Source organism: Ramlibacter sp., from assembly GCF_050250995.1.
Lineage (GTDB): Bacteria > Pseudomonadota > Gammaproteobacteria > Burkholderiales > Burkholderiaceae_C > Ramlibacter.
On record NZ_JBFWNP010000001.1, the window covers coordinates 295,539 to 320,764 of the forward strand.

Sequence of the window (25,226 nt, forward strand, 5' to 3'; positions counted from 1 at the left end):
CGGTCTATGCCGCGAGCGCCGCGCGCTGCAGCTCGGTCAGCTCGCGAATGCCCTTGTCCGCGAGGGCAAGCAGCTGGTCCATCTCGACCCGCGTGAACGCAGCGCCCTCCGCCGTGCCCTGCACTTCCACGAAGTGCCCGGCGCCGGTCATCACGACGTTCATGTCGGTGTCGCAGGCGACGTCTTCCACGTATTCCAGGTCGAGCAGCGGCGTGCCCTCGACGATGCCGACGGAAATCGCGGCGACATGGCCCGTGATCGGCGACGCGGCGAGCTTGCCCGACGCCATCAATTTCGCCACCGCATCCTGCGCCGCCACGAATGCGCCCGTGATCGCCGCCGTGCGCGTGCCGCCGTCGGCCTGGAGCACGTCGCAGTCGAGCGTGATGGTGCGTTCGCCGAGCTTCTTCAGGTCGAACACCGCGCGCAGGCTGCGGCCGATGAGGCGCTGGATTTCCTGCGTGCGCCCGCTCTGCTTGCCGCGCGCCGCTTCGCGGTCGCCGCGCGTGTGCGTGGCGCGCGGAAGCATCCCGTATTCGGCCGTCACCCAGCCTTCGCCGCTGCCGCGCTTGTGCGGCGGCACGCGGTCTTCGACGGAGGCCGTGCAGAGCACGCGCGTGTCGCCGAACTCGATGAGCACCGAGCCCTCGGCATGGATGGTGAAGTTGCGCGTGATGCGCACCGGGCGCAGCTGGTCTGCGGCACGGCCGCGGGGGCGGGAGAATGTCATGGTGGGAAGGGGTTAGTTCTTGCGCGCCGCCGAGCGCTTGATCGCTTCGTTGATCTCGGCGATGGAGCGTTCGATGGCGGCGTCGTCGAGGTCCTCGACCATCGTGTCGAGCACGCCCGCCTGGATGGTGGAGGCGAAGACGCCGTCGGAAATGCTGTCGGTGATCACGCCGCGGGTCGACTCGAAGGTATCGGGCGTCTCCCACTCCATCGCGATCACGGTCACGTTGTCGCAATGCTCGCCGCCGCGGCGCAGCGCGTCCTCCACGAGGTCGGGCACGGCATCGGCCACGGGCTTCGCGCTCAGCTGGCGCACGATGTCGGCGTCCGTCAGGCTGCTCCACAAGCCGTCGGAGCACAGCAGGAGCTTGTCGCCCTGCTGCAGCGGCACGGGACCCGTCACGTCGAAGACGGGCTTGGTCGGCGAGCCGAGGCAGGTGAACAGGATGTTGCGGTTGATCTTGTCCATGCGGATCACGCCCGCGCTCTGCTGCTCCATGTACGAGTGGTCGCGCGTGCGCGTGAGCAGTTCGCCGTTGCGCACGATGTACAGGCGCGAGTCGCCGCAATGCACCCAGGTCGCGAGCGAGTGCTGCACGACCACGGCGACGAGCGTCGTGCGCGGCGTGTCGAGCATGCCCTTCTCGCTCGCGTAGCGGATGATCTGGTGGTGCGCCGCCATGAGCGCGGTCGACAGGAACTCGGTGACGTCCTGCACCACCGGCCGCGCCTCCTTCTGGTAGAGCGCGGAGATCGTCTGCAGCGCAAGCTGCGCCGCGACCTCGCCCTCGGGGTGGCCGCCCATGCCGTCGGCCAGCAGGAAGATCCCGGACTCCCGCGTGTAGCAGTAGCCCATGCGGTCCTCGTTCCTCTCGCGGCCGCCCTTTCGGCTGACCTGGAACACGGAGAATTTCATCCGAACCTCCGACGCGCCGCCACACCGGGGGCCGTCACTTTGCCTTCACCCCGCCGAACCCGGTGGCGCGCCGCATGTTTTTCTTGGTGTCCGTCACCATGTTGTCGAACTGCAGGCGCATCTTCTCGCCGACCGAGAGCTTGGTGTAGCGGCGCTCGCCCTCGCGGCTGAGTTCCTTCTGCAGCGCGAACACCGACTGCGGGCGCGACAGCGGATCGAGCGACATGCACCACTCCACCACCTCGATCAGGTTGTCGGAGTAGATGCCGCGCAGGCGCGACAGCGCGAGCGCCAGGCGGTCTTTCTCGAGCCGCTGCGGCGCGTCGTTGGGCGGATAGCCCTGCATGCAGGCGTAGATGCACGCGCCGATGGCGTAGATGTCCGTCCAGGGGCCCATCGACGAATCGCGCCGGTACATCTCGGGCGCGGCGAAGCCGGGCGTGTACATCGGGCGGATGAAGTTGCCTTCCTTGGACAGCACCTCGCGGGCCGCCCCGAAGTCGATCATGACCGCGCGGTTGTCGTCGGTGATGAAGATGTTGGCCGGCTTGATGTCCAGGTGCAGCATCTTGTGCTGGTGCACGATGCGCAATCCGCGCAGGATCTCGTCGAACAGCGAACGGATGGTGGACTCGCGGAACACCTTCTGCTTCTTGAGTTCGCGCGCGGTGATGATGAAGTCCTGCAGGGTCGCGCCCTCCAGGTAGTTCATCACCATGTAGACGGTCTCGTTCTCGCGGAAGAAGTTGAGCACGCTCACCACGGAGCTATGCGAGATCTGGGCGAGCGAGCGGCCCTCTTCGAAGAAGCTCTTGAGGCCGAGGCGGTAGAGCGACAATTTCTCGGGCGAGACCTGCGGCAGCAGCTCGCCCGGCGAGCGCGTGGCGAGCGACGAAGGCAGATATTCCTTGATCGCGACCTGCTGGCCTTCGTTGTCGACGGAGAGGTAGACCACGCCGAAGCCGCCGGAGGAGAGCTTGCGGACCACGCGATAGCCGCCGATCACGGTATCGGGCGGCAACGGCGCCGGTTTGACCTTTGACATAATTTGAAGATCCGCAATTCCGCAACGACGAACCGCACAAGGCTCCGATGGCAGTTTACAGCATGACCGGCTACGCCTCCGCGCAAGCGACACCGGGGGCCGGCACGGCTGCGACAGAGGGCAAACCGGCGGCGGCGGGCCGCCTCGGCCTCGAAATCCGCTCGGTGAACAGCCGCTTTCTCGACCTGAGTTTCCGCCTCGCCGACGAACTCCGCGCGCACGAACCCGCGCTGCGCGAGCTGCTCGCCACGCGCCTCAAACGCGGCAAGGTCGAAGTGCGCGCCGGCATCGAGGGCAGTGCCGCGGGCGGCCTGCAGGAGCCCACGGTGCGCATGCTCCAGCGCGTGGGCGCGGTGCAGGATCACGTGCGCTCATGGCTGCCCGACGCGCCCGCGTTGAGCGTGGCCGAGGTTCTTCGCCTGGCCACCGCGGACGTGACGGCCGACGTGGACTGGAGCCCGGTCGTGCAGGAGGTCGCCGGCCGCGCGCTCGCCGATCTGGTGGCCGCGCGCCAGCGCGAGGGCAAGCGGCTCGCCGACATGCTCCAGGGCCACCTCGCGCAGCTGCGCGAACTCTGCGCGACCGCCAAGCCGCTCGTGCCGCAACTCGTGGAACAGCAGCGCCAGCGCTTCCTCGACCGGTGGAAGGAGGCGATGGCCCTGTCCGAGGGGACGGTTTCGCCCGAGAGCGCGCAGGACCGTGCCCTGACCGAGGCCACCGCCTTCGCCATCCGCATCGACGTCGCCGAGGAACTGACGCGCCTCGCGTCGCACCTCGATGAAATCGAGCGCCTGCTGAAGAAGGGCGGCGAGGTCGGCAAGCGCCTCGACTTCCTGATCCAGGAATTGCACCGCGAAGCCAACACGCTCGGCTCGAAGTCCGCGCTGCTGGAGCTGTCGCGCATCTCGGTGGACATGAAGGTGCTGATCGAGCAGATGCGCGAGCAGGTGCAGAACCTGGAGTGAGGCCGCGGCCGGCGCGCACTGGTGTATTCTTACGATCACCGCATCGATTCACCAAGAGTACGAAATGACACCGACCGCGACGCTGTCGAGCAAGTTCCAGATTTCGATACCGAAGGCCGTGCGCGAAGAGCAGCATTGGGAAGCCGGCCAGGAGTTCGTCTTCATTCCCAAGGGCAAAGGCGTTCTCGTCATGCCCGTGCCGGAGCTGAATCAGCTCGCCGGCATCGCGAAGGGCGCGCGCAAGGACGGCTATCGCGACCGCAAGGACCGTTACTGATGGCCGGACGACCGCGAGTGGTCGATACGTCCGCGTGGATCGAGTGGTTGACGGGCAGCGCAACCGGGGAGGCGCTGGGCAAGCATTTCCCCGCGATGACGGAATGCATCGTGCCTACGATCGTTCAACTGGAATTGGCGAAGTGGCTCGCGCGCGAGACGAGCGAAGAGCATGTCGATCAAGTCATCGCCTACACGCAGAAATGCACCGTCGTAAACCTCGACACATCCATCGCCTTGCTGGCTGCCGACCTTCACCGGGAGCACAAACTGGCGACTGCAGACGCGATCGTCTATGCAACGGCGCGTCAGAAGCAGGCGGAGCTCCTGACCTGCGACGCTCATTTCAACGGATTGCCGCAGGTCGTGATCGTTCCCAAGAGTCCCAAGCATTGAGCCGGCCAGGCTTCCGCGGTGCGCTGCCGGGTGAGGGTTCCTGTATTCTTGCCGGATGAAGGTCCAAGACCGATCCTGAATGGACTACCCCGGCAACCTCTTCGTCGTCGCCGCGCCCAGCGGCGCGGGCAAGTCCAGCCTCGTGAAGGCGCTGCTCGAGCTCGACTCGCGCGTGCAGCCCTCGGTTTCGCACACCACCCGGCCGCCGCGCGGACAGGAAAAGCACGGGCGCGAATACTTCTTCGCGTCCGCGCAGGAGTTCGACGCGATGGTCGCGGGCGACGCGTTCGTCGAATGGGCGCACGTCCACAACCACCGCTACGGCACCAGCAAGAAGGCCATCGCCGACCGCATCGCGCAGGGCGCCGACGTGATCCTCGAGATCGACTGGCAGGGCGCGCTCTCGATCCGCCGCACCTTCGCCAACGCGGTGCTGATCTTCATCCTGCCCCCGAGCTGGGAGGAACTGCGCTCGCGCCTGCAGCGGCGCGGCGAGGACAGCGACGAGGTGATCGAGCTGCGCCTGGAGAACGCCCGGACCGAGCTCGCGCAGGCGAAAGAATTCGATTTCGTTATAATCAACGAACTGTTCGAGCGCGCGCTCTTCGACCTCAAGGCCGTCGTCCACGCCCAGCGATTGAAGTTTTCCTCCCAGCGCCGCGCGCGTGCCGAAACCTTCCGGGGCCTCGGCATCCTCTGAGCATCCACACAGTTTCACCGGAGTACCCGCACCCATGGCCCGCATCACCGTCGAAGACTGCCTGGAGCAGATCCCCAACCGCTTCCAGCTCGTGCTCGCCGCGACCTACCGCGCCCGCATGCTGAGCCAGGGCCACACGCCCAAGATCGAAAGCAAGAACAAGCCCGGCGTGACCGCGCTGCGCGAGATCGCCGAAGGCAAGATCGGCCTCGAAATGCTCAAGAAAGTGCCAGGCTGACGCGCCGCATTCAGACGAAAGGCCCCTCGCGAGGGGCCTTTTTCATTGGGGCCCTTCGATTCGCGCCCAGAGGCTACATTTAAGACCTATGAGCGCGGTGCTCCACCCCACCCCCGGCAAGGGGAAGCGACCCCCCGCCGGCACCCTCCCCACACCCGCCGCTGCGAACGCAGCCGCGGCCCGTTTCGCCGCGCTCACCGCGCGGCTCGACTATCTCGAACACGGCGAGATCGACCAGGTCCGCAAGGCCAACCGCTTCGCCGACGAATCGCACCTCGGCCAGATCCGCGCGAGCGGCGAGCCCTACATCACGCACCCCATCGCGGTGGCCGCGCAATGCGCCGAGTGGAAGCTCGATGCGCAGGCGCTGATGGCCGCGCTGCTGCACGACGCCATCGAGGACTGCGGCGTCACCAAGCAGGACCTGATCGAGCGCTTCGGCGCGCCCGTCGCCGAACTGGTCGACGGCCTCACCAAGCTCGACCGGCTGCAGTTCAACACGCGCGAGGAAAACCAGGCCGAGTCGTTCCGCAAGATGCTGCTCGCGATGGCGCGCGACGTGCGCGTCATCCTCGTGAAGCTCGCCGACCGCACGCACAACATGCGCACGATGGACGACGTGCCGCGCGAGAAGTGGCACCGCATCTCGTCCGAGACGCTCGAGATCTACGCGCCCATCGCGCACCGGCTCGGCCTCAACACCACCTACCGCGAGCTGCAGGAGCTCGCGTTCAAGTACCTGAAGCCCTGGCGCTACTCGGTGCTGAGCAAGGCCGTGGCGCGCGCGCGCAGCCGCCGCCGCGACCTCATCCAGAAGGTGCAGCGCGACGTGGAGCACGGCTTCGCCGCCGCGAAGATGGGCGTTCACATCGCGGGGCGCGAGAAGACGCTGTACTCGATCTATCGCAAGATGGAGGAAAAGCACCTGAGCTTCGCGCAGGTGACCGACATCTACGGCTTCCGCCTGATCGTGCCGCAGGTGATCGACTGCTACACCGCCGTGGGCCTGCTGCACCAGATGTACAAGCCGGTGCCGGGGCGCTTCAAGGACCACATCGCGATCCCCAAGATCAACGGCTACCAGTCGCTGCACACGACGCTGGTCGGGCCGTCGGGCGTGAACGTCGAATTCCAGCTGCGCACCGAGGCGATGCACGTCGTCGCCGAATCGGGCGTGGCCGCCCACTGGCTCTACAAGTCGAGCATGCCCGAGAGCGACGGCACCGAGCGCCTCGGCAACAAGTGGCTGCAGTCGCTGCTGGACATCCAGAACGAGACGCGCGATGCCGCGGAGTTCTGGGACCACGTGAAGATCGACCTCTTCCCCGACGCGGTCTACGTGTTCACGCCCAAGAGCCAGATCCTCGCGCTGCCGCGCGGCGCGACGGTCGTCGACTTCGCCTATGCAATCCACAGCGACGTGGGCGACCACACGACCGGCGCCCGGATCAACGGCGCGCAGGTGCCCTTGCGCACCGAACTCAAGAACGGCGACGTGGTCGAGGTCGAGACCGGACGCGATTCCACCCCCAACCCTGCGTGGCTCGGTTTCGTGCGCACGGGACGCGCGCGCTCGAAGATCCGCCATCACCTCAAGGGGCTCGCGCAGGTCGAGTCGCTGCAGCTCGGCGAAAAGCTGCTGACCCAGGCGCTGCGCGCGGAAGGCCTCGAGGCCCTGCCGGCCGACGACGCGGAACATCACGCGCTGTGGGAGCGGCTGCTGCGCTTCACCGGCAACCGCACGCGCGCCGAGCTGCTCACCGACCTCGGCCTGGGCAAGCGCATCGCAAGCATCGTGGCCAAGCGCCTCATGACGCTGATGGCCGAGCGCGGCGCGCGGCCCGATGCGCTGCTGATCACGCGCGAGCGCTACACCGCCCACGAAAACGTCTCGCAGGGCGCGGTGGTGCTCGACGGCAGCGAGAACGCCTCCGTGAAGTTCGCCTCGTGTTGCCGGCCGGTGCCCGGCGATTCGATCCTGGGCTACCTCGGCCGCGGCGAGGGCCTCGTCGTCCACACCGAGGAGTGCGCCGTCGCCAAGCGCCTGCAGCACAAGGACGCCGAGCGCTTCATCGGCGTCGAATGGGCCGAGGAGCCGGTGCGGCCGTTCGAGACGAGCATCCTGGTCACCGTCGCCAACACCAAGGGCGTGCTCGCGCGCGTGGCCGCGGCCCTCGCGAGCGCCGAGGCGGACATCACGCACGTCGACATGGACGAGGAGCGCGCCCAGGACGCCACCGACCTGCGCTTCATCATCTCCGTGCGCGACCGCTTCCACCTCGAGGCCGTGCTTCGCAACACGAAGCGCGTGGGTTCGGTGCTGCGGGTGCAGCGCGTGCGGCCCGGCGTGAACTGAGCAGCCGATTCACGCCTTGCCCGCGGCCGGCGCGGGGTAGTCGACCGCCATTACTTCGATCGCATGCACGCCCGAGGGCGTGACAAGCCTCGCCTCGTCGCCCACGCGCGCCTTGAGCAGCGCCCGCGCCACGGGCGAGATCCAGCTCACCTGGCCCTGCGCGCTGTCCGCCTCATCGATGCCGAGGATGGTGATGGTGCGTTCCTCGCCGCGCTCGTCCGCGTAGGTGACGGTGGCGCCGAAGAAGATCTGGTCTTCGCCGTGGTGAACCGAAGGATCGACCACCTCCGCGATCTCGAGCCGCTTCGTGAGAAAGCGGATGCGCCGGTCGATTTCGCGCAGGCGCTTCTTGCCGTAGAGGTAGTCGCCGTTCTCCGAGCGGTCGCCATTCTTCGCAGCCCAGTGGACGGTTTCGACGACCTGCGGCCGCTCCTCGTCCATCAGCTGCAGCAGTTCCGCGCGCAGCCGCGCATGGCCGCCCGGCGTCATGTAGTTCCGGCTGCCCGCGGGCAGCGGCGGCAACCCGGGCTCGTCGTCCTCGTCGACCTGGTCGCCTTCGGTTTCGCGCGTGAAGGCCTTGCTCATGGGACCTCTGGCGAGGATGGCGTCGCGCGGCATGCAGCGTGAAACATGGCGGTCATGGTCGCAAGAATATACGGCGAGGTGTGTGTAAGCGTCACAAGTGCATCATTGCCGTCCTACATCCGCAATCGCCGGCACCCTATCCGCGCGAACCCCGGCTGCGCCGAATATCCATGTATCGATGGAGACGACGATGTACACGGGATTCGAAGAGGTGTTGCCGGACGCTCGACGCATGGGGAGGACCTGACCGTGGAGATGCCGTCCTTTTCCTACAAGGCGCCCCGGGCGAACCTGACACGCTGGGACACGGTCGACGAGCAGACTGACCTGCTCTTCAAAACCGACCTGCCCACCCCCTTGTACGCCGCCAACGAACGTGCCCCTGCCGCGCCAGCGCCCTCTTCCGCCCTCGTGGGCGCGAAGCCGCGCGCCAGCGTCGATGCCGCGCGCCACGCCGTCCTTCGCCGTCTCGGCCCGGCGCTGAAGCACGACATGGTGGTCAACCTCCAGGCGGTCTCGATGATGGCCGAGATGCTGAACTCGCGCCTCGATCGCAGCCCCGGCAACGGCCCCGACCTGCAGGCGAGCATTTCCAAGCTCAACCGCCTGGCGCGCGAAGCGGTGCTCAAGTGCCTCAATGTCTCGTCCTGGATCGACCCGGGCGAGGACGACACCATCGGCCTGTCGCAGGGGATCGCGGACTGCGTCTCGCTGATGGGCGGCAGCTTCAATTTCCGGGGCTACGCCATCGTCGACGACGTCCCCGAGATGGACTTCGACGTGTGCAAAAGCACCCTGCGCACGCTGTTCGCCGGCTCCCTCTTCGCGCTGGCCGACAGTTCGCCCTCGCCGAGCGAGCTGAACGTGAGCGCCGAGGTGAGCTCGGGCTTCGCGGTGATCACGATCACGAGCCGGCCGACGGGCGACGCGTCCGAACGCACGCCGCCCGAGACGCCGACGGTGCCGGTCGACTGGGCCGACGTGCAGGCGCTCGCCGAGGCGGATTCGGCCGAGCTGTTCCGTGGCGAGGGCCGCATCGTCATGCGGCTTGCGCGCGCCTTGCCGAGTTCGCCGCTTCGGATGGCGCCCATCTGAACGACGCCGGGGCGCAGCGCCCCGGACTCCCGCCTCCGCGGAAATGGAAAGCCCGGCTCAGGCCACCGCTTCCCTGTCGAGCCGCTCCATCAATGCTTCGAGCCGATCGATGGGCAGCGCACGCGAGAACAGGAAACCCTGGTATTCGTCGCAACCCTGCCGCGCGAGGAATTCGCGCTGCGCTTCGGTCTCCACCCCTTCGGCCATCACGCCGAGCCCGAGGCTGTGGGCCAGCCCGATGATCGTGCGCGCGATCGCCGCGTCGTTCGGGTCCGTCAGGATGTCGCGCACGAACTCGCGATCGATCTTCAACTGGTCGAGCGGCAGGCGCTTGAGGTAGGAGAGCGATGAATAGCCGATGCCGAAATCGTCGAGCGAGAGCGTCACGCCCATCGCCTTCAGGCTGCCCATCTTCGCGATGGTCACTTCGATGCCGTCGGCCAGCAGGCTCTCGGTCAGCTCCAGCCGCAGCTTGCGCGGCTCGATGCCCGAACGCACGATGGCCGAGGTCACCTCGTCGACGAAATCGGGGTGGCGGAACTGGCGCACGCTGACGTTCACCGAGATCGTGAGGTCGCGGCGCTCGGGCCGCTTCGACCACGCCGCGATCTGCGCGCAAGCCGTTTCGAGCACCCAGTGGCCGATGGGAATGATGAGCGAGGTCTCTTCGGCTGTCGGAATGAAATGCGCGGGCGACACCACGCCGCGCTCCGGATGCTCCCAGCGCAGCAGCGCCTCCACGCCGGACATGCGGCCGCCGGGGCCGACCTGCGGCTGGTATTCGATCACCAGGCGGTTGTCGAGCCAGGCCTGGCGCAGGTCGGACGCCAGCGCGGCATTCGCGCTGGCCACGGCCTGCATCTCGGGGTCGAAGAATCGCACGGTGTTGCGGCCCGCCGCCTTCGCCTGGTACATCGCCAGGTCGGCCTGCTTGAGCACTTCGCTCACGCTCCACGGCGCGCGGCCGAACACCGCGACCCCGATGCTGCAGCTGCTGTGATGCACGTGGCCGGGCAGCACGTAGGGCTCGCCCAGCGTCTGCAGGATGCGGTGGCTCACCACGCGCGCGGCCTGCACGGGGTCGATGGGTTTCTCGCCGTTGTTCTCGAGCAGGATCACGAACTCGTCGCCGCCGAGTCGCGCGACGGTGTCGCCCTTCGCCACGCACGAGCGCAGCCGCCGCGCCACCTGCTGCAGCAGCAGGTCGCCCTTGGCATGGCCCAGCGTGTCGTTGAGCACCTTGAAGTTGTCGAGATCGATGAACATCAGCGCGCCGGCGCGGCCGTCGTCCTGCTGCAGCGCCATCGCGAGGCGGTCGAGCAGCAGTTGCCGGTTCGGCAACTGCGTGAGCGGATCGTAGAACGCGAGGTACTGGATCTTCTCCTCGGACATCTTGCGTTCGGTGATGTCGCGTCCCACCGCCACCCAGTGCGTGAGGCGCCGCGTCTTGTCCCACACCGGCGACACGTCGAGGTCGACCCAGTAGGGCTCGCCGCTCTTCGTGTAATTGATGAGGTCGACGCGCATCGGCTCCCATTGCTCGAGCGCGGCGCGGATCCGGTCGAGCTGGTCGCGCTGGGTGTTGGGACCTTGCAGCAGGCGTGGGGTGCGGCCCAGCACCTCCTCGCGCGTGTAGCCGGTGCGCCGCTCGAACGCCTCGTTGACGAACACGATTCGCGGGCCGGGATGGCCGAAGGGGCCGGCCTCGGTGATGATGATGATGTCGTTCAGGCGGGCGATGCTGCCCTCGAGCAGGCGCAGCTGCTCCTGCGAGCGGTGCCGCTCCGTCACGTCGCGCAGATGGACCGCGATGCCGGCGCCGAACGGGTAGCCGCGCACTTCCAGCCAATGGCTCACGCGCGAATCCAGCTCCTCGAACTCGAAGGACTGCTGCGACTCGAAGGCGCGCCGCACGTCCTCCTCCACCCGCAGCCGCGCGGTCTTCTGGAAATGCATCCAGATCTTGCGGCCGATGATCTCGCCGCCGTCGCGGCCGAGCAGCTTCTCCGCCTCCTCGTTGACGTAGGTGATGCGGCCTTCGGCGTCCACGGTGGCGAAGGCCTCGCCGCTGCCGAGCGCCCCGCCCATGCTGACCGTGTGGCGGATGAGCGAGCCCTGCGGATAGCCGTGCGGCGTCACCTCCTGGACCGCGCCGTCGATGCGAACCACGCGGCCGTCGGCGTCGCGCACCGCCACGCCGACGGAGCGCACCCACACGCGGCGGCCGTGCAGCGTGACGATCTGCACCTCGTGGTCGAAGGGCTGGCCCTCGTCGCGGCAGGCACGCAGGCACCGCTCGATCCGTTCGCGCCACTCGGGCGCATAGTGGTCGGCCGCATGCTCGGGCGCGGGCGCGAAGCCGGGCGGCGCCTCGTGAAGCTGGGCGAGCTGCTCGGACCAGTGAAGCTGGCCGCGAAGGACGTCGAACGTCCACGTGCCGACGAAGGCCGTGCGCTCGACCAATCGGAGGATCGAGTGCGAGTGCGACGGCGGCAACGAGTTGAAATCCATGAGACGGCCATCTTACGAAGCACCCGGCCGCTCCGCGGTAGGCAGTGTCCTACACCCGGATGGGGGACTGTCCTGAGCCGGCGAAATTCCCGGCCGGTACAGTGAAACGAACCGATACCCGCATTCACACATCGAGCGCCCGTGCAACTCAAAGCCTACGTCGTGGAGGACAACCCCAACATCCGCGAGAACCTGATCGGCGCGCTGGAGGAGCTCACCTGCCTGAAGGTCGTCGGCAATGCCGCGACCGAGGACGACGGACTCCAGTGGCTGCACAGCCATCACACCGAATGGGAAATCGCGATCGTCGACCTCTTCCTGAAGCAGGGCAGCGGCCTGAGCCTCGTGCAGCGCGTGAAGCGCGATCGTCCGTCGCAGAAGGTCGTCGTCTTCTCCAACTACGTGAACGCGAGCGTGCGCAAGCGCTGCGCGCAGCTGGGCGTCGACGCCGTCTTCGACAAGTCCACCGAGATCGACACGCTCGTCGACTACTGCGCGCACCAGTGCTTCCAGCAGACGAGCAACTTCGAGCACAACTGATCGCCCGACCGGGCGCCACCCACCCGTCAACCGAGGCCCCCATGTCCAACCTGCTCGACTTCACGCCGCCCGCCGCCCAGCCCGCCACCCACCAGCACGAGCCCGCCCCGAGCGGCGGCCGCCGCTGGTCCGACGGCGTGGGCAGCAACGCCGCGTCCGCGGACCCGAACGCGCCCTGGTCCATGGCGCAGCACTGGCCGGCGCTCGTCGCCACGCTCTCGGAGCAGGCGGTGGAGAGCAGCAACCTCGTGCTGCGCGCGCTCGATTTCCTGGTCGGCGCGGGTCGGCTGCGCCGCAGCGAAGCGAAGGCGCTCTCGGACGCGATGTACGTGCTGCGCGACACGAGCCTGCGCGGCCAGCAGATCACGCGCCTGGCGAGCGGCCGCATCCGGCAGGCGAAGGACCGCGTCGACCTCTCCGAAGTGATCCGCCAGCTGCTCGACGAGCGGCAGGAGGAATTCCTCGCCACGAAGGCCGACGTGACGGCCGCGCTTTCCCCCACCGACGTGCTGCTCGATCCGCCTGCGGCCGTGAGCCTCGTGAACACCATCATCGACTGGGGGCTGTCGTTCAGCCGCGAAGTGACCCTGTCGCTCGAGCCGCCCGAATTCTCCGGCCCCGCGAAGCTCCTGGTTCGCGTGGCGACGCCGCCGCGCGAGACAGCCGGCGCCGCCGCATCCGGCGGCTGGACGGCGCGGCCGCGCGGCCGCCGGCTCAACGACGGACTGCACTGGATGCTGCTGCGCCAGATGGCCGCCTCGGCGCACATCAAGGTGACGCGCACGAGCGCGCCCGGCGCGGCCATCGTCACCGTGGAATTCCCCAAGACCTTCCTCAATGCCGACGGCATCGCGACCATGGAACTGCTCGAGTCCGAATCGGCCGCGAGCCAGCTCGCGGACTCGTGGGCGCTCGTGGTCGCGCGCGACCCGGTGCTGCGCCGCGCGTCGCTCGACGCGCTGCGCGCGGTGGGCGTGGATGCGAAGGGCGCGGCCGACTACACGGAGGCGGCGCGCGTGGTGATTTCCGGCAAGCCGCAGCTCATGGTCGTGGCGTTCGACTCGGTCGGCGAGCACCTGCACGAGTTCCGCGCGAATGCGCTGGGCCACGACTGGCGCTGCCCCATCGTCGAGATCACGCAGGATTCGCCGTCTTTCCACGTCAATGGTTTCGACGGTTTCGAGACCGCGAAGGTGGGCCGCGACGACATCGCGCGGGAGCTGGCGCCGGCGGTGCTGTTCGAGCTGGTCAAGCACGCCTGAAGGTTGTCGCCCCCGCGAAGGCGGGGGCCCAGGGTTCCCCAGGGCGCGTTCGGACGCCCTACTTCAGCATGTGCATCAGCTGTTCCATCGGCACCGGCGGGCTGTAGAGGAAGCCCTGCGCCTGGTCGCAGTTCAGCGTCCGCAGCGCGCGCGCCTGTTCCTCGGTCTCCACGCCCTCGGCGACCACCTTCAGGTTCAGGCCGTGCGCGAGCGAGATGCAGGTGCGCACGATGCCTTCGTACGCCGCGTCGGCGGTGATCTTCTTGATGAAGGCCCGGTCGATCTTCAGCTCGTCGATCGGCAGCGTGACGATGTAGGCGAGCGACGAATAGCCGGTGCCGAAATCGTCGATGGCGACCGGGATTCCCAGCTCTCGCACGCTGCGCAGGATCTGGATCGCATGATCCATGTCGCCGATCAGGATGCTTTCGGTGACCTCGATCGACAGCGCGCCGCTTGCGCCGTCGAGGCGGGCGAGCGCGGCCTTCAGCTCGTCGACGAAGCTCTGGCTGCGCAACTGCGCCGCCGCCACGTTGACGGCGATGCGCGGCGCGGCGAGCCCCGCCGCGCGCCACTGCATCCAGTCGCTCGCCGCGCGCTGCAGGATGCGGTTGCCGACCTCGCCGATCAGGCCGGTGGCCTCCAGCGCCGGCACGAAGTCGCCCGGCGGCACCAGCCCCCGCGTGGGATGCATCCAGCGCACGAGCGCCTCGACGCCCACGATGCGGCCGGTCTCGAGGTCGATCTTCGGCTGGTAGTAGTTGACGAACTCGTCGTTGCGCAGGCCCCGGCGCAGTTCGGGCTCGAGCCGGTAATGCTGGCTCTGGCGGTTGTCGACGGACTTGTCGAAGAACGCCATGGGCTGCTCGCGCTCGATCGCCATCTGCACGGCGGCATCCGCCGAGATCACCACTTCGTCGAGCGAGCGTCCGTCGCGCGGATACGCGGCGAAGCCGATGTTCACCGGGCACACCAGCGTGAGGTTGTTGACGTTGTAGGGCGCCTGCAGCCGGTTGGCGAGATCGGGCGCGGTGCGGTTCGCGAAGCGGTCCGGATCGACGTCCGGGAAAAACATGATGAACAGGCCGCGCTTGATGCGGCCGATGAAGACGCCCTCGTCGCCGAATCCGCGCAGGCGCTCGGCGGTCTGCTTGATCAGCGCATCGGCCACGCGAAAGCCGTGCGCGGAGTTGATCTGGTTGATGGTTTTCAGACGCACGAAGCAGACCGCGCCCTTGGCCGGCTTGCTCGACTCGAACTGCGACTCGAAGTGGAACCAGTTCGGCAGACCCGTCAGGCGGTCGGTCGAGGTCGCGATGTGCAGTTGCCGGCGCAGGTTGAGCTGGCTCGCCACCGCCTTCGCGAGCTTGTTGAGGCCGTCGCGCTGCGCGTCGGTAAGCGCGCGCGGCACCGTGTCCATCACGCACAGCGTGCCGATGGCGCTGCCGTCGCGCGTCTTGAGCGGCGCGCCGGCATAGAAGCGAAGCTCGGGACCCTGCTCGCCCCAGGGCTTGCGGTCGCACCACGCGAGGCGCTTCAGGTCGGGGATCTCGAGCAGGCGGTCTGAGTCGAGGACCGCGTGCGCGCACAGCGTCGCGTTGCGCTCGACTTCCTCCACCGGCACGCCGATGCGCGACTTGTACCACTGCCGCCCCCGATCGACGAAGGAAAGCGCCACCATGGGCGTGTTGCACAGCACGCCCGCGAGATGCACGAGGCGGTCGTAGTCCTCGTCGGGTTCGGTGTCGAGGATGCTGAAGTTGCGCAGTTCGGCCAGCCGCGCCGGCTCGTCGCTCGGCAGCAGCGGCGCGCCGTACAGCAGCGCGGGCCGCGCGGGCTGCGGCTTGCCGTCGCCTCCACCGCGGCCCAACTCGAACATGAGGGCGTCGGGCTGGGCGGCGTGGACGATCGGGTTCATCTGCAGTTGCGCCATGGCTTCGCGACGCATCTAGCGGGCCATGAAAAGACTGCGGCCCTCGGCGGCGACCGCGGCGTCGAAGAAGTCCTCGTACACGGTCGGCGGCTTCGCGATCGCCATCGAGGGCGGCGGCTGCACCATCGGGGGCAGGCGCGGCACGTGCTGAAGATCGAACACGCGGTGGCGGTCCGTCGGCACGTCGGTCACGTCGCAGTCGACCGCGAAGCTGTGCGCGGCCGGCGCGAAGTCGTGGCCCTGGATCATGTCGAGCGTCATCTCCGGCGATTCGCTGGCGGACACCGGCGGCGCCGTGCGCCGCCCCGGGCCGCGCATCGTGTCCTGCGCGAGGTCGTACAGCCACATCAGGTCGCGCCAGGCATTCAGGCTCGCATAGCCGCCGAGCGCGGCGGGGTCGCCGAAGAGCAACTCCTCCAGCACGGCGAACACTTCGCGCGAGTGCCACGCGGCGCTGATGCGCGCGAGGGCGGGGCCGCACGCCTCGATGCCGGACACCGCCCCGGCGCGCGGCGCGTCCTCGCCATAGAGGCGCCGGAACTCGTTCTCGCTTTCGTCCACGCCCTCCGCGTCGCCGACGTCGCGGCACAGCTGGATCAGTTCGAGCCACGCGAGCGGCGAGTGCTCCTTCGCGCCCGACACGTGATCGCGCAGCACGTCGACGGCGCGCTCGCCCTCGCCGAGCGAGACGAGGAACTCCGCTTCCTGCAGCGCTTCGCCGAGCGCGACCACCTGCAGGTGGCGGCGCGGCTTGCGCCCGTCGCGCGCGGCCGTCTCGCCGGATTCGCCGGCCCCGTCGTTCAGGTGGGGCAGCGACAGATCGGCATCGAGGAAGTGCGCGGGTCGTTCGGCGGCCGCGGCGGGCGGCTCGTCCGGCAGGATTTCGTCGACGACGAGGGGCCGATTCGCTTCGAGCGACGCGGGCTTCGACGAGAAGAAGGCCTGCGCGGCGGCGAAGGCGCCCTTGCGGACCACGGCGATCGGTGGGGCGACCGGCTCCGCTTCCGCCTCGTGCCGCGGCGGCGTGCGCAGATCGGTGAACCAGTCGTCGGGGGGGACGGCCGCGCGGCGCGCCTTCGCATGGCGCCGTCCGAGGAAGGCTGCGCTCGCGCCCGCGGCCGCGAGCAGCAAGGCCACGATCGACCACCACGAGGCGCCGCCGACGCCGGGGTCGGCTTGTCCATTCATCCGCGAAATCTCGGTGCGATTGCGGCCGGACAGTTCGCCGAGTGCCGCGAGTTCGCCTTCGAGCGAGCGCATGCGGTCGCCCATGCGCACCAGGTCGGCCGGCTGCGCGGCAATCGCTTGCCACAGCAGCGCTGCCGCGGCGCGCTGGGTCGTGTCGACGGCAGGCCCGGCTCCCATTTCCATCGAAACGCGCAGCCACGGCTGCACCCTGTTCCAGACTTCCGGCGTGTCGGAGGCGTCCATCCGCAGGCGCGAGCCGCTCGATCGCGTGGGCGCTGCCCGTGCCGCGCCGGGAATGCGCTGGGCGGACACGGGAATCAGCGGACCCGCGCCCATCGCGCGCGGCAGCGCGGCGGCAGGCTCGATCGGCTGCGCGGCGGCCACTGGCGCATCGGCCAGCAGCTCGAACCGGCGGGATACCGTCGTCCCCTGGCAGCCGGCATTCACGACCACGGTGACGACCGGCTCGTCCACCGCCTTCGACGACACGACACGCACGCCAGCGTCGCCGTTGGCGCGGCGCTGCAGGTGAACCTGCACGCTCGACGACGGCACGCGCGCGTCGCCATAGAACACGTCGGCGCGCAGGCAAGCGTCGTTCGCGTCGCGCGCATCGAACTGCACGGGCGCGCTCACGTCGAGCGGCCGGCCCACGATGGTCGCCCCCTGCAGCGCCCCGACGGACAGGGCGAAGCTGTTGGCGCCCATGCTCATGACGAGCAATGCGAGCGCCGTACGCGGGGTAAGCAATCTTTTCATGGTGAATCCCACTGTAAGAAACCAGGCAATTTGCCCGGTGTGGGATTCGCTTCGGTCTTCGTGTAGGACGCGTACTACTTGCGGCCGGCCTGGGAGGCGGCCAGTTGATTCACGAGTTCGCCGGGCACATACCGCCCCTCGAACAGATAGATGGGATAACCCTGATACGTCGCGAGCTGCGGCCGTAATTCGTCGAGCGTCGCCGGCCGGAACCCGCCGCCCTGCTTCGGCCGGAACGCCTCGGCGATCACGCGCACGCGCTGCTTGCCCAGCTTGGCGGCGAGCACGTTCGTGTAATGCCGCGCGACGTACGCCTCGCGCGCATGGACGCCCACGCCGTCCTGGAAGAACACGCCGACGTCCGGCGGCAGCCATGACGCGAGACTCTCCGCGAGCTCGTACGGGCCGACATTGGCGCTGTCGTAGACGCTGATCCACAGCGGCCGCGGCAGCTTGTTCAGGAGCGGGCCGAGCTTCGGAGCCTCGGTCCACGTCGGATCGATCTCCACCGGGAAATACCACCCCGACACGTTGACGGGCGGCTTCGACTGCGCGATGCGAACCGACTGCTCCGCGAGCTCGACGATGCCCGCGCGCGCCTTGCCCTCGTCGAAGCGGCCCGCGAGCCCCACGATCACTTCCTGGGCCCAGGGCTCGGCGGCGATGCGCTGCCAGTCGGGCAGCTTCGGCGCCGAAGGCACGCCGCCGTTGTCCACGAACGAGATGTCGTCGACCGCGGTCCACTGCACGAGCAGGCGCTTCACGCCGAGCTTCTGCCAGTCGCCGCGCAAGGCGACGTTGTCGTTGTCGGGCTGCCAGACGAGGCCTTCGATGGGTGGGACCACTTGAGACGCGCAACCGGCAAGCGCCAGAACCGTCGCAACGATGGCCAATAGTCTTCGCATGTCGCAGATCACTCCAGTAGGCCCCGCGGATCCGGCTCCGCCGGTCCGCAGGGGCGCCCCCCTGGGGGGGAAGCGCCGCAGGCGCTTCGGGGGGGGGCCAATCTCGGGGGGGCCTCAATAACTGATCAGGCCGTTGATGTAGCCGCCCTTGATGCGGTCGTCGCCGCCAACGTGCATGCGGTACTGCAGCGTGAGGTCGAAGTACGAACGCGGCGCGTGGTACTTGTCCCCGTTGAACCAGTGCCGCCACGACACGCCGGGGCCCACGGCCACCGCGCTCTTCTCGGCGAGCGCCGAGTTGTATTCCGCCGCCGCGAACACGTGCGGGAACAGCACGTTCTGTCCCTGCTCGCCGCCCATGCGGTAGCTGCGGCCGAACATCGCGGAGCCGAGGCCGTAGGTCTGCGTAGGCGAGAAATAGCGCCCCACTTCCGCCGCGATCCGCGTCGTCCACCAGCTCGGCACGTCGACCCGCAGGTCGGTGCCGTTGTCGAGCGAGTACGCGGCCTGCGCCAGCCAGTCGGCATCGACGCCCTTGCCGAAGAGACGGCTGAACGACAGGACCACGTTGTGCTGCGTGAAGGGCTTCCAGCGTCCGCCGAGCGCGCCGGCGAAGCTGTCGCCGCCCTGGGCCCCGCCGCCTTCGCTCGAGAGCGTCTGGAAGCCGCGCGCGAAGAGCTCGACGAAGCGGCCGTTCATGAAACCCCAGGGCCGCCAGTACACCTCGGCGCCGGCCTGCAGCGTGCGCTGGCTGCCCGCATTGGTGATGCCGAAACCGGGCTCCGCGCCGCCGCCGGAGCGCCAGGTGAGCGATGCGAGCACGCCCCACTTGCGCTCGACCTCCGAGATGGTGCGGCGCGTGTCGAACGCCATCTGCCGGTCCATCTTCAGCTGCATGGACTCGGCGGCGTCGAGGGCGCGCTTGAAGTATTCGACCGCCTCGGCGTCCTTGCGCGCGCGGATCGCGGCATAGCCCGCGTCCTGCAGCGAAGTGACCGGCAGCGCATTCGCGGCGTTGGCCGCGGCGAACTGCTCGTAGGCCAGGCGCGTCTCGCCCAGCTGGTTTGCAAGATAAGCGCGCTCGAGCGGCGGCAGGTTGCCGGCCTGCAGCGCGGCGCGCGCGTCCTCGTTCGCGAGCGCGACGTTGCCCATGCGGCGCCGAATCTCGGCGCGCTGCGTGAGCAGCGTCGCGTCCTGCGGCGCGAGCGCGAGCGCGGCGGTCGCGGCCGACTCGGCCACGTCGTAGCGCTGCGCGCCCATCGCGGCCTGCATCTGCAGCAGGAGATAGTCGCGGTTGCCGGGCGACGCGGCGACGGCCAGCGTCGCGCTCTCGAGCGCGGCGGCATGGTCGCGCGCCTCGAGCGCCTTGTAGCCCGCCGCGGCCGCTTCGTAGCCGGGCGCGGTCGGCGGCGCGCCGGCGGCGATGCTGCACGTCTGCGTGCGCTCGACGTTGCTGCAGTCGATGGCCGGCGGCGTGAGCGCGATGGCGGCGCGCGCATTGCCGGCCGCGAGCGACTGGCGTGCGACCGCCGTGCGCGTGGCCACGGCCGCATCTTTCGCGGGCAGGTTGGCCATCAGGTCGAGGGCGCGCTGCGGCTCGCCCATGGCGAGCGCGGCGTCGGCGGCGATGAGGCGCAGTTCGCGCTGGTCGGCGGCGGCGAGGCCGCGCTGCTGCAGCGCCCGATCGATGTCGGCACGCGCATCGGGGAAACGGTCCAGGCGCTGGCGCGCATAGGCACGCAATGCGAGCGGCACCGCGCTGTCGGGCAGCATGGCGATGGCTTCGCCCGCGACTCGTTCGGCATCGGCGAACTGGCCCGCGCGCAGCATGGCATGGACGAGCGCAAGGCGGTACCCCGCATGGTCGGGCGCGAAGGCGGTGGCTGCGCGGCCCTGGGCGATCGCGCGCGGCAGGTCGTTCGCGGCGAGTGCCTTGTACATTTCCGCGCCCGCGGCCTGCGCCTGCGCGCGCCGCATGGATTCGCGCGCCTGCGTGAACACCGCGTCGGGGCCGTTGATGGCCTCGCCGCGCTGCAGCGCCTGCTCGGCATCGGCGTGGCGGCCCGCGCCGATCAGCGCGTTGGCCAGAAGCACCCAGTAGTCGCGGCGCGCCGGCGCGAGACGCACGGCCTCTTCGGCGTGCCCGACGGCAGCGGTGAAGTCGCGCGATTCGTAGGCCTTGTAGCCCGCGTCCGCCGCGCGGAACGCAGCCTGCGCAGGCGCAACCGGTGCGGGCGCCGGGGCACGGCGCACCGTGGCCGCGGGCCGCGTCGCGGGGCGCGTCGCGGGTGCTGGCGAAGCCGCTGCGGCGGCGGCCGCAGGTGCGGACGGTGCGACGGGCGCCGACGCGCCAGCCCTCGGCGCAACGGTGACCGGCGTCGCGGGCCGCGGTGCCACGGGCGTCGACGAGGACGCCCTCGGCGCGGCCGGTGCGAGCATCGTGGCGGATGCTTTCGGGGCCGAAGGCGAGGCCGGCGACAGCATGCCCGGCGGCCCGAGCGTGCCCGGCGGCACGGCGGTCTGCGCGGACGCGGACGGAGCGAATCCGATCGCAGCCGAGGCGGCCATCAGGGTGAGGATCAGTGACGGTTCGTTGTTATGGCCGCTGTTGTTCTGCTTTTTCATGTGGCATGCCCCGCCTCCGCGAATTGACGACGCTGTTCCTGGACCACCTGTTCCAGCACGTCCCGCACGATGACCCGTTTCTCGACGAGGTAGTCACCGATGCGTCCGTGCTGGTCAGGCCGATAGTCGCGCATGGCGTCTTCGAACTGGTCTCTCTTGAGCAGGCCGCGCTCGATCAGCATATCACCCAGCAGCGGTCCCATGGGCACCGGCGCGCTCGCGCCGGGCGCGCCGGTTGCGATGTCCCGCAACAGCCGCAAGGCGATGGCCAGTTCGCCTTCGCGAGCCACCCGCTGCACGGGCGGCTCGCCGATGGCGTCGGTGATTTCCTGGAGCGCGGTCTCGGAAAGCGGGCTCGACACCGCGAGCACGGGCCGGTTGGATTTGTTGCGGCCGATATGCACGGTGCGGTGCCGCACCGCCATCTCCATCGGCAGCGAGCTCGCATTGCCGCGCACGAGGTCGGCCGTGAGGTGCGCGCGCGGCAGGTCGGCCTGATAGGCGATGGCTTCGGCCAGCGTCTCCTCGTCCAGCCATCCGTTGGAGACGAGCACGCGGCCGAGCGGCGCCTGCGTTTCCGCCTGCTGCTGCAGCGCGCGTTCCAGGGCCGAGGGCTCCACCGCATTCCAGCTCTGCAGCAGTTCGCCCAGGCGCTGGCGCTTGCGGGCCAGCTGCGCGCCCGAGGGGAACTCGTGCATCGTCTTGTCCCACGCGAGCGCCTTGCCGCGGAACAGGTAGGCGAGGTACATCTTCCACGCGCGGCCGACCGCGATGCAGTTGATGAAGTTGCCCACCACCATGCGCGGCAGCGACATCAGCCCGTGCTCCCAGCCGTACAGCACGGTCGTGAAGTAGACACGGTGCGCGGCGCGGATGACGAGGAAGATGGCGTTGATGTAGATCAGGTTGCGCCACACCGAGCCCTCGTGGAAGAGCGAGGGGTAGTACGCGTCCCACCAGCCCGTGGCGAGGCCGACGTGGAAGACGATGAACTGCAGCACCAGCACGTACGCCAGGATGCTGATGAACGAGGTGACGACGCCCTTGCGGTCGTGCAGCAGCAGGTAGCGGGCGGCGAGCGAGCGGCCCTGCCAGCGGATCTGCTCCCAGCTCTGCAGGCCGATGCCCAGCACCCAGCGCGCCTTCTGGCGGTAGGCCGCGCGGAAGTCGTCGGGGAAATATTCGCGCACGCACAGCGGCATGTCCAGCAGCACTTCGCGCTGGTGCTTCTTGCCGCCCCAGGCCGTGCGGCGCACGCGGTAGGTCACGGGAAACACGCCGAAGATCGACTGCATGTTCAGCTGCGCGAGGCGCATGCCCACGTCGTAGTCCTCGGTCAGGCTGTTCGTGTTGAACGGCTTGTTGCGCGTGGCGCCTACCAGCGCCTGCAGCGCCTTGCGCGAGAAGCAGGTGCCGACGCCCGCCGAGGGCACCATGTTCGACACGCTTTCGCGCACCACCATCTCCTTGGCGTGCGATTCGGCGAACTCGTCCATGTAGGTGCCGGCGACGAGCTCGTACCACTCGCGCTCGAGCGAGGCCACCGGCAGCTGGATCATGTCCTTGCGCGGCAGCAGGTAGTTGAAGAACTTCAGCTCGAGGGGGTGCAGCACGTCCTCGCTGTCGTGCAGCACGACGCCCGCGAACTCGATGTTGTTCTCGCGCTCGTAGTTGAAGATCGCCTCGACCACGAAGTTCAGGCAGTCCGCCTTGGAGGTCGGGCCGGGGTGGGGCACCTCCGCGCGCTTGATCTGCGGGAAGCGCTTGACCATCCGCTCGACTTCCTCGATCGTGGCCGGGTCGTTGACGTACGAGCCCGCGAAGACCACGTAGTTCTTGTAGTCGAGCACCTCCACCATGTTCTGGAGCATGGCGGCGATGACGTCATGCTCCTGCCACGCGGGCACCATGATCGCCATCGGCTGCTCTTCGCGCTCGTGCAGCGCCTCGACGGTGAGCTTCGAATAGTTCTTGCGCTGGACGGTCAGCGCGCGGTAGGCGCGCCGGACCCAGTACCAGATGTCGATGAAGACATCGTCCAGCGAGGACACGAAGATGACGAGGGCCACGATCACGGCCAGCCATTCCAGCCCCGCGTAGTAGTCCGCGATGAACATGTCCCAGGTCATTTTCTATGAAGCCTCTTCCGGTCGTTCGAGGTGTCAGTGGTCGGCCGCGGCGCTCTTGCGGCGGCGTGCGCGGCTCGCGTACACCAGCAGGGCGACGAAGAAGGCGACGAGCAGGATCGGCACCAGCCACCAGTAGCTGCGCTCGAAGATCGACGGACGCGCCTCGCGCAACGCGCCCTGCCCCGACGGGTCGTGCGTGTTGACTTCGGTGCGCAGGCCGTTGTTGCCCATGATCGCGACGTTGCCGTCGGACAGCTGGATCGGCTTGTCCATCGGCGGCGCCTCCGCGCCGAGCGTGCGGTAGACCGCGCCCATCTGGCCATCGGCCTTGGTGACTTCCAGCACGCCGACCTTGTTGAGGCCGCGCACGTCGATCAGCGGCTTGTCGCTGGAGCCGGAGAGGTACAGGCGCCCGTTCTCGGCCTTCACCTCGCTCTTGTCGGCGTCCTTCATCGCGACGTCCACGGCCAGGAAGGGACCGTCGATCTTCGGCGAGTTGCCCTCGACCGCCTGGAACTTGGCCTTGGACGGCGAGATGCCGGTGCTCGACGCGAGCCGGATCACGCGCGGCAGCGTGCCGGGCGCGTCGTTCAGGTGCGAGGCGGGCACGAGCAGCGTGCCGCCGTTGGCGAAGCTCGACATGAGGCCCGTGAAGTCGCCGGCCGGCTCGATCTTGTCGAGCAGCATGTGGCTCGACGCGAGCACGGAGACCGGATACGGCTCGGGCGTCTCGCGGCAGCGGTCGCTCGCGAGCTGGCGCGTGAAGGACACGCGCACCACGTTGCGGGCGGCAAGCGCGTAGCGCGGGATCGGCGCGACGATGCGCTCGCGGCGGCCCGTCGCCTCCATCTCCTTGGCGCCCAGCAGCACTTCGTTCATGAATACGGACACGATGGGCGGCGTGCGCGCGGCGGACGGCGACGCGGCGACGTCCATCACCAGCGTGCCCGGGCCGCGCCCGTCGGCGGCCACGGCGCCGATGTCGAAGGTCGCGTTCCAGTCGGCGTGCGACAGCACGTCGAAGCTCGCCGGCTTGGCCCCGAGGTACTTCAGCGACACCGCGGTCTTGTCGTTCTTCGGCTCGTCGGCCGCGTTCACCACCAGGCTCGTGCCGGCGGCGGCGTGCTGCCAGATCTGGCTGAAGAGGCCGGCGGCCTTCGCGCCGGCATCGGGCGCGACGAAGATCGTCGGGCGGCCCTGGAACGGCGCGAGGCGCACTTCGCTCGCGCCGATGCCGCCCTGCCCTTGCTCCGCGATCACCACGTCGGCCACCGTGTTCGGGGGCAGCGGCATCGTGCGGATCTGCGGGCGCTTGCCGGCACGCTCGAGCGCGACGCCGACGCGCCAGGCGGAGTCGTACGATGCGGCCGAGAGCTTGTTGCCCGCCACCACGACGACCGGCTGCGGCGGCAGCGACGACCACGCGGTCGTCAGGTCGGCGATGCCGTTGCCGTCGTACTGGAAGGTGAATCGGGAAGTCGGCTCGATGCGCAGCAGGTTGCCCGGCGTGCGCGCATCGGCGCAGGTGTTCTCCCGCGCGACGGCCGTGCGCCAGTCGATGGTGACGCGGATGAAGCCGCTCGGACGCGGCTTGTTGTCGAGCGGGATGACGATGCTGGCATCGCCCCTCTCCGCCGTGAACGGACGCGCGTTCACCGGCGTGCCGTCGACCGCGACGATCATCGTGGTGCGGCCGCCGTCGGCGCGCACGTAGGTCGCATCGAGCTGCAGCGTCGCGTTGTTGAGGTTGATGCCGGGCGGAACCGGCAGGTAGAACTCACGGATCTGGTCCGGGTAGCCGAGCACGACCGGGCCGGTGAAGCCCAGGTCCTGCAGGGTGAAGGCGCGCGGCAGCCACGCGCCCTGTCCGGGCGCGGCGGCGGGCGCCACCGCGACCTGCGACGCGGCCGCCGCCGCAGGCGCCGCGGACTGGGCGGACGCCTGTTGCGCGAAGCCCAGCAGCGGCGCGAGCAGCGCCACGGTGGCAAGGAAGCGCCCGAACTGCGGCGCGGGAGACGCTGTGCGAAGGAGCAAGGAGTTCATGGAAGCGTTTCCTTGTAGGCAGGCTGGGTG

Annotated in this window: 20 protein-coding genes; 9 read left to right on the forward strand and 11 right to left on the reverse strand. The window is 69.0% G+C overall.

The window, feature by feature from the left end:
* Positions 1 to 4: 4 nt before the first annotated feature.
* Genes rph through AB7E83_RS01430 form a run of 3 tightly spaced genes read right to left on the reverse strand, consistent with a single transcriptional unit; the run spans position 5 to position 2,690 of the window.
* A complete protein-coding gene (gene rph, locus AB7E83_RS01420) occupies positions 5 to 730 on the reverse strand; it encodes a ribonuclease PH (RefSeq protein WP_428564460.1) in 726 nt (241 codons plus the stop codon).
* Positions 731 to 742: 12 nt separating this feature from the next.
* Positions 743 to 1,645: a PP2C family protein-serine/threonine phosphatase gene (locus AB7E83_RS01425; RefSeq protein WP_428564463.1), complete on the reverse strand. Its 903-nt coding sequence runs from the start codon at positions 1,643 to 1,645 to the stop codon at positions 743 to 745.
* A 34-nt stretch (positions 1,646 to 1,679) separates the two neighbouring features.
* The gene (locus AB7E83_RS01430; protein ID WP_428564466.1) at positions 1,680 to 2,690 is read right to left on the reverse strand and encodes a serine/threonine protein kinase; all 1,011 of its coding nucleotides are present in this window, start codon (positions 2,688 to 2,690) and stop codon (positions 1,680 to 1,682) included.
* Between the two features lie 47 nt (positions 2,691 to 2,737).
* On the opposite strand from AB7E83_RS01430, the gene AB7E83_RS01435 reads away from it, so the two are divergent.
* The 6 genes from AB7E83_RS01435 (at position 2,738) to AB7E83_RS01460 (ending at position 7,621) form a co-directional block, all read left to right on the forward strand.
* Positions 2,738 to 3,655, forward strand: coding sequence for a YicC/YloC family endoribonuclease (locus tag AB7E83_RS01435; protein WP_428564469.1), 918 nt, complete (start codon positions 2,738 to 2,740; stop codon positions 3,653 to 3,655).
* Between the two features lie 64 nt (positions 3,656 to 3,719).
* Positions 3,720 to 3,932 (forward strand): AbrB/MazE/SpoVT family DNA-binding domain-containing protein, encoded by a 213-nt coding sequence (locus AB7E83_RS01440; RefSeq protein WP_428564472.1) that lies wholly within the window; start codon positions 3,720 to 3,722, stop codon positions 3,930 to 3,932.
* Positions 3,932 to 4,327: a type II toxin-antitoxin system VapC family toxin gene (locus AB7E83_RS01445; RefSeq protein WP_428564475.1), complete on the forward strand. Its 396-nt coding sequence runs from the start codon at positions 3,932 to 3,934 to the stop codon at positions 4,325 to 4,327. Before AB7E83_RS01440 ends, AB7E83_RS01445 begins: the two co-directional genes overlap by 1 nt.
* A 79-nt stretch (positions 4,328 to 4,406) precedes the next feature.
* Positions 4,407 to 5,027 (forward strand): guanylate kinase, encoded by a 621-nt coding sequence (gene gmk / locus AB7E83_RS01450; protein ID WP_428564478.1) that lies wholly within the window; start codon positions 4,407 to 4,409, stop codon positions 5,025 to 5,027.
* A gap of 34 nt (positions 5,028 to 5,061) precedes the next feature.
* Complete coding sequence (gene rpoZ, locus AB7E83_RS01455) at positions 5,062 to 5,265, forward strand: DNA-directed RNA polymerase subunit omega (RefSeq protein ID WP_428564481.1); 204 nt, start codon at positions 5,062 to 5,064, stop codon at positions 5,263 to 5,265.
* 88 nt (positions 5,266 to 5,353) lie between these two features.
* Positions 5,354 to 7,621, forward strand: a complete 2,268-nt coding sequence (locus AB7E83_RS01460; RefSeq protein WP_428564484.1) for a RelA/SpoT family protein — start codon at positions 5,354 to 5,356, stop codon at positions 7,619 to 7,621.
* A gap of 9 nt (positions 7,622 to 7,630) precedes the next feature.
* Here the strand turns inward: AB7E83_RS01460 and greB are convergent, their stop codons facing one another.
* On the reverse strand, positions 7,631 to 8,206 hold the full coding sequence (gene greB / locus AB7E83_RS01465; RefSeq protein ID WP_428564487.1) for a transcription elongation factor GreB: 576 nt from the start codon (positions 8,204 to 8,206) through the stop codon (positions 7,631 to 7,633).
* 249 nt (positions 8,207 to 8,455) lie between these two features.
* Here greB and AB7E83_RS01470 point away from each other — a divergent pair, with 249 nt between their 5' ends.
* Positions 8,456 to 9,301: a hypothetical protein gene (locus tag AB7E83_RS01470; RefSeq protein WP_428564490.1), complete on the forward strand. Its 846-nt coding sequence runs from the start codon at positions 8,456 to 8,458 to the stop codon at positions 9,299 to 9,301.
* A 57-nt stretch (positions 9,302 to 9,358) separates the two neighbouring features.
* On the opposite strand, the gene AB7E83_RS01475 is transcribed toward AB7E83_RS01470, so the two are convergent.
* Positions 9,359 to 11,812 (reverse strand): sensor domain-containing protein, encoded by a 2,454-nt coding sequence (locus AB7E83_RS01475; RefSeq protein ID WP_428564493.1) that lies wholly within the window; start codon positions 11,810 to 11,812, stop codon positions 9,359 to 9,361.
* A gap of 141 nt (positions 11,813 to 11,953) precedes the next feature.
* Between AB7E83_RS01475 and AB7E83_RS01480 the strand changes: the two genes are divergently transcribed.
* Both AB7E83_RS01480 and AB7E83_RS01485 read left to right on the forward strand, forming a co-directional pair.
* Positions 11,954 to 12,352: a response regulator gene (locus AB7E83_RS01480; RefSeq protein WP_428564496.1), complete on the forward strand. Its 399-nt coding sequence runs from the start codon at positions 11,954 to 11,956 to the stop codon at positions 12,350 to 12,352.
* A gap of 41 nt (positions 12,353 to 12,393) precedes the next feature.
* Positions 12,394 to 13,614, forward strand: a complete 1,221-nt coding sequence (locus AB7E83_RS01485) for a hypothetical protein (RefSeq protein ID WP_428564499.1) — start codon at positions 12,394 to 12,396, stop codon at positions 13,612 to 13,614.
* A gap of 58 nt (positions 13,615 to 13,672) precedes the next feature.
* On the opposite strand, the gene AB7E83_RS01490 is transcribed toward AB7E83_RS01485, so the two are convergent.
* The 6 genes from AB7E83_RS01490 to AB7E83_RS01515 form a co-directional block, all read right to left on the reverse strand.
* Positions 13,673 to 15,562, reverse strand: coding sequence for a putative bifunctional diguanylate cyclase/phosphodiesterase (locus AB7E83_RS01490; RefSeq protein ID WP_428564502.1), 1,890 nt, complete (start codon positions 15,560 to 15,562; stop codon positions 13,673 to 13,675).
* Complete coding sequence (locus tag AB7E83_RS01495; RefSeq protein WP_428564505.1) at positions 15,563 to 17,494, reverse strand: hypothetical protein; 1,932 nt, start codon at positions 17,492 to 17,494, stop codon at positions 15,563 to 15,565.
* 74 nt (positions 17,495 to 17,568) lie between these two features.
* On the reverse strand, positions 17,569 to 18,399 hold the full coding sequence (locus tag AB7E83_RS01500; RefSeq protein ID WP_428564508.1) for a hypothetical protein: 831 nt from the start codon (positions 18,397 to 18,399) through the stop codon (positions 17,569 to 17,571).
* A gap of 114 nt (positions 18,400 to 18,513) precedes the next feature.
* Positions 18,514 to 21,024, reverse strand: coding sequence for an NfrA family protein (locus tag AB7E83_RS01505; RefSeq protein ID WP_428564511.1), 2,511 nt, complete (start codon positions 21,022 to 21,024; stop codon positions 18,514 to 18,516).
* The gene (locus tag AB7E83_RS01510; protein ID WP_428564514.1) at positions 21,021 to 23,153 is read right to left on the reverse strand and encodes a glycosyl transferase family protein; all 2,133 of its coding nucleotides are present in this window, start codon (positions 23,151 to 23,153) and stop codon (positions 21,021 to 21,023) included. Before AB7E83_RS01510 ends, AB7E83_RS01505 begins: the two co-directional genes overlap by 4 nt.
* Positions 23,154 to 23,186: 33 nt before the next feature.
* Positions 23,187 to 25,196 carry a cellulose biosynthesis cyclic di-GMP-binding regulatory protein BcsB gene (locus AB7E83_RS01515; RefSeq protein ID WP_428564517.1) on the reverse strand — a complete coding sequence of 670 codons (2,010 nt, stop codon included), beginning with the start codon at positions 25,194 to 25,196 and terminating at the stop codon, positions 23,187 to 23,189.
* Between the last annotated feature and the right edge of the window lie 30 nt (positions 25,197 to 25,226).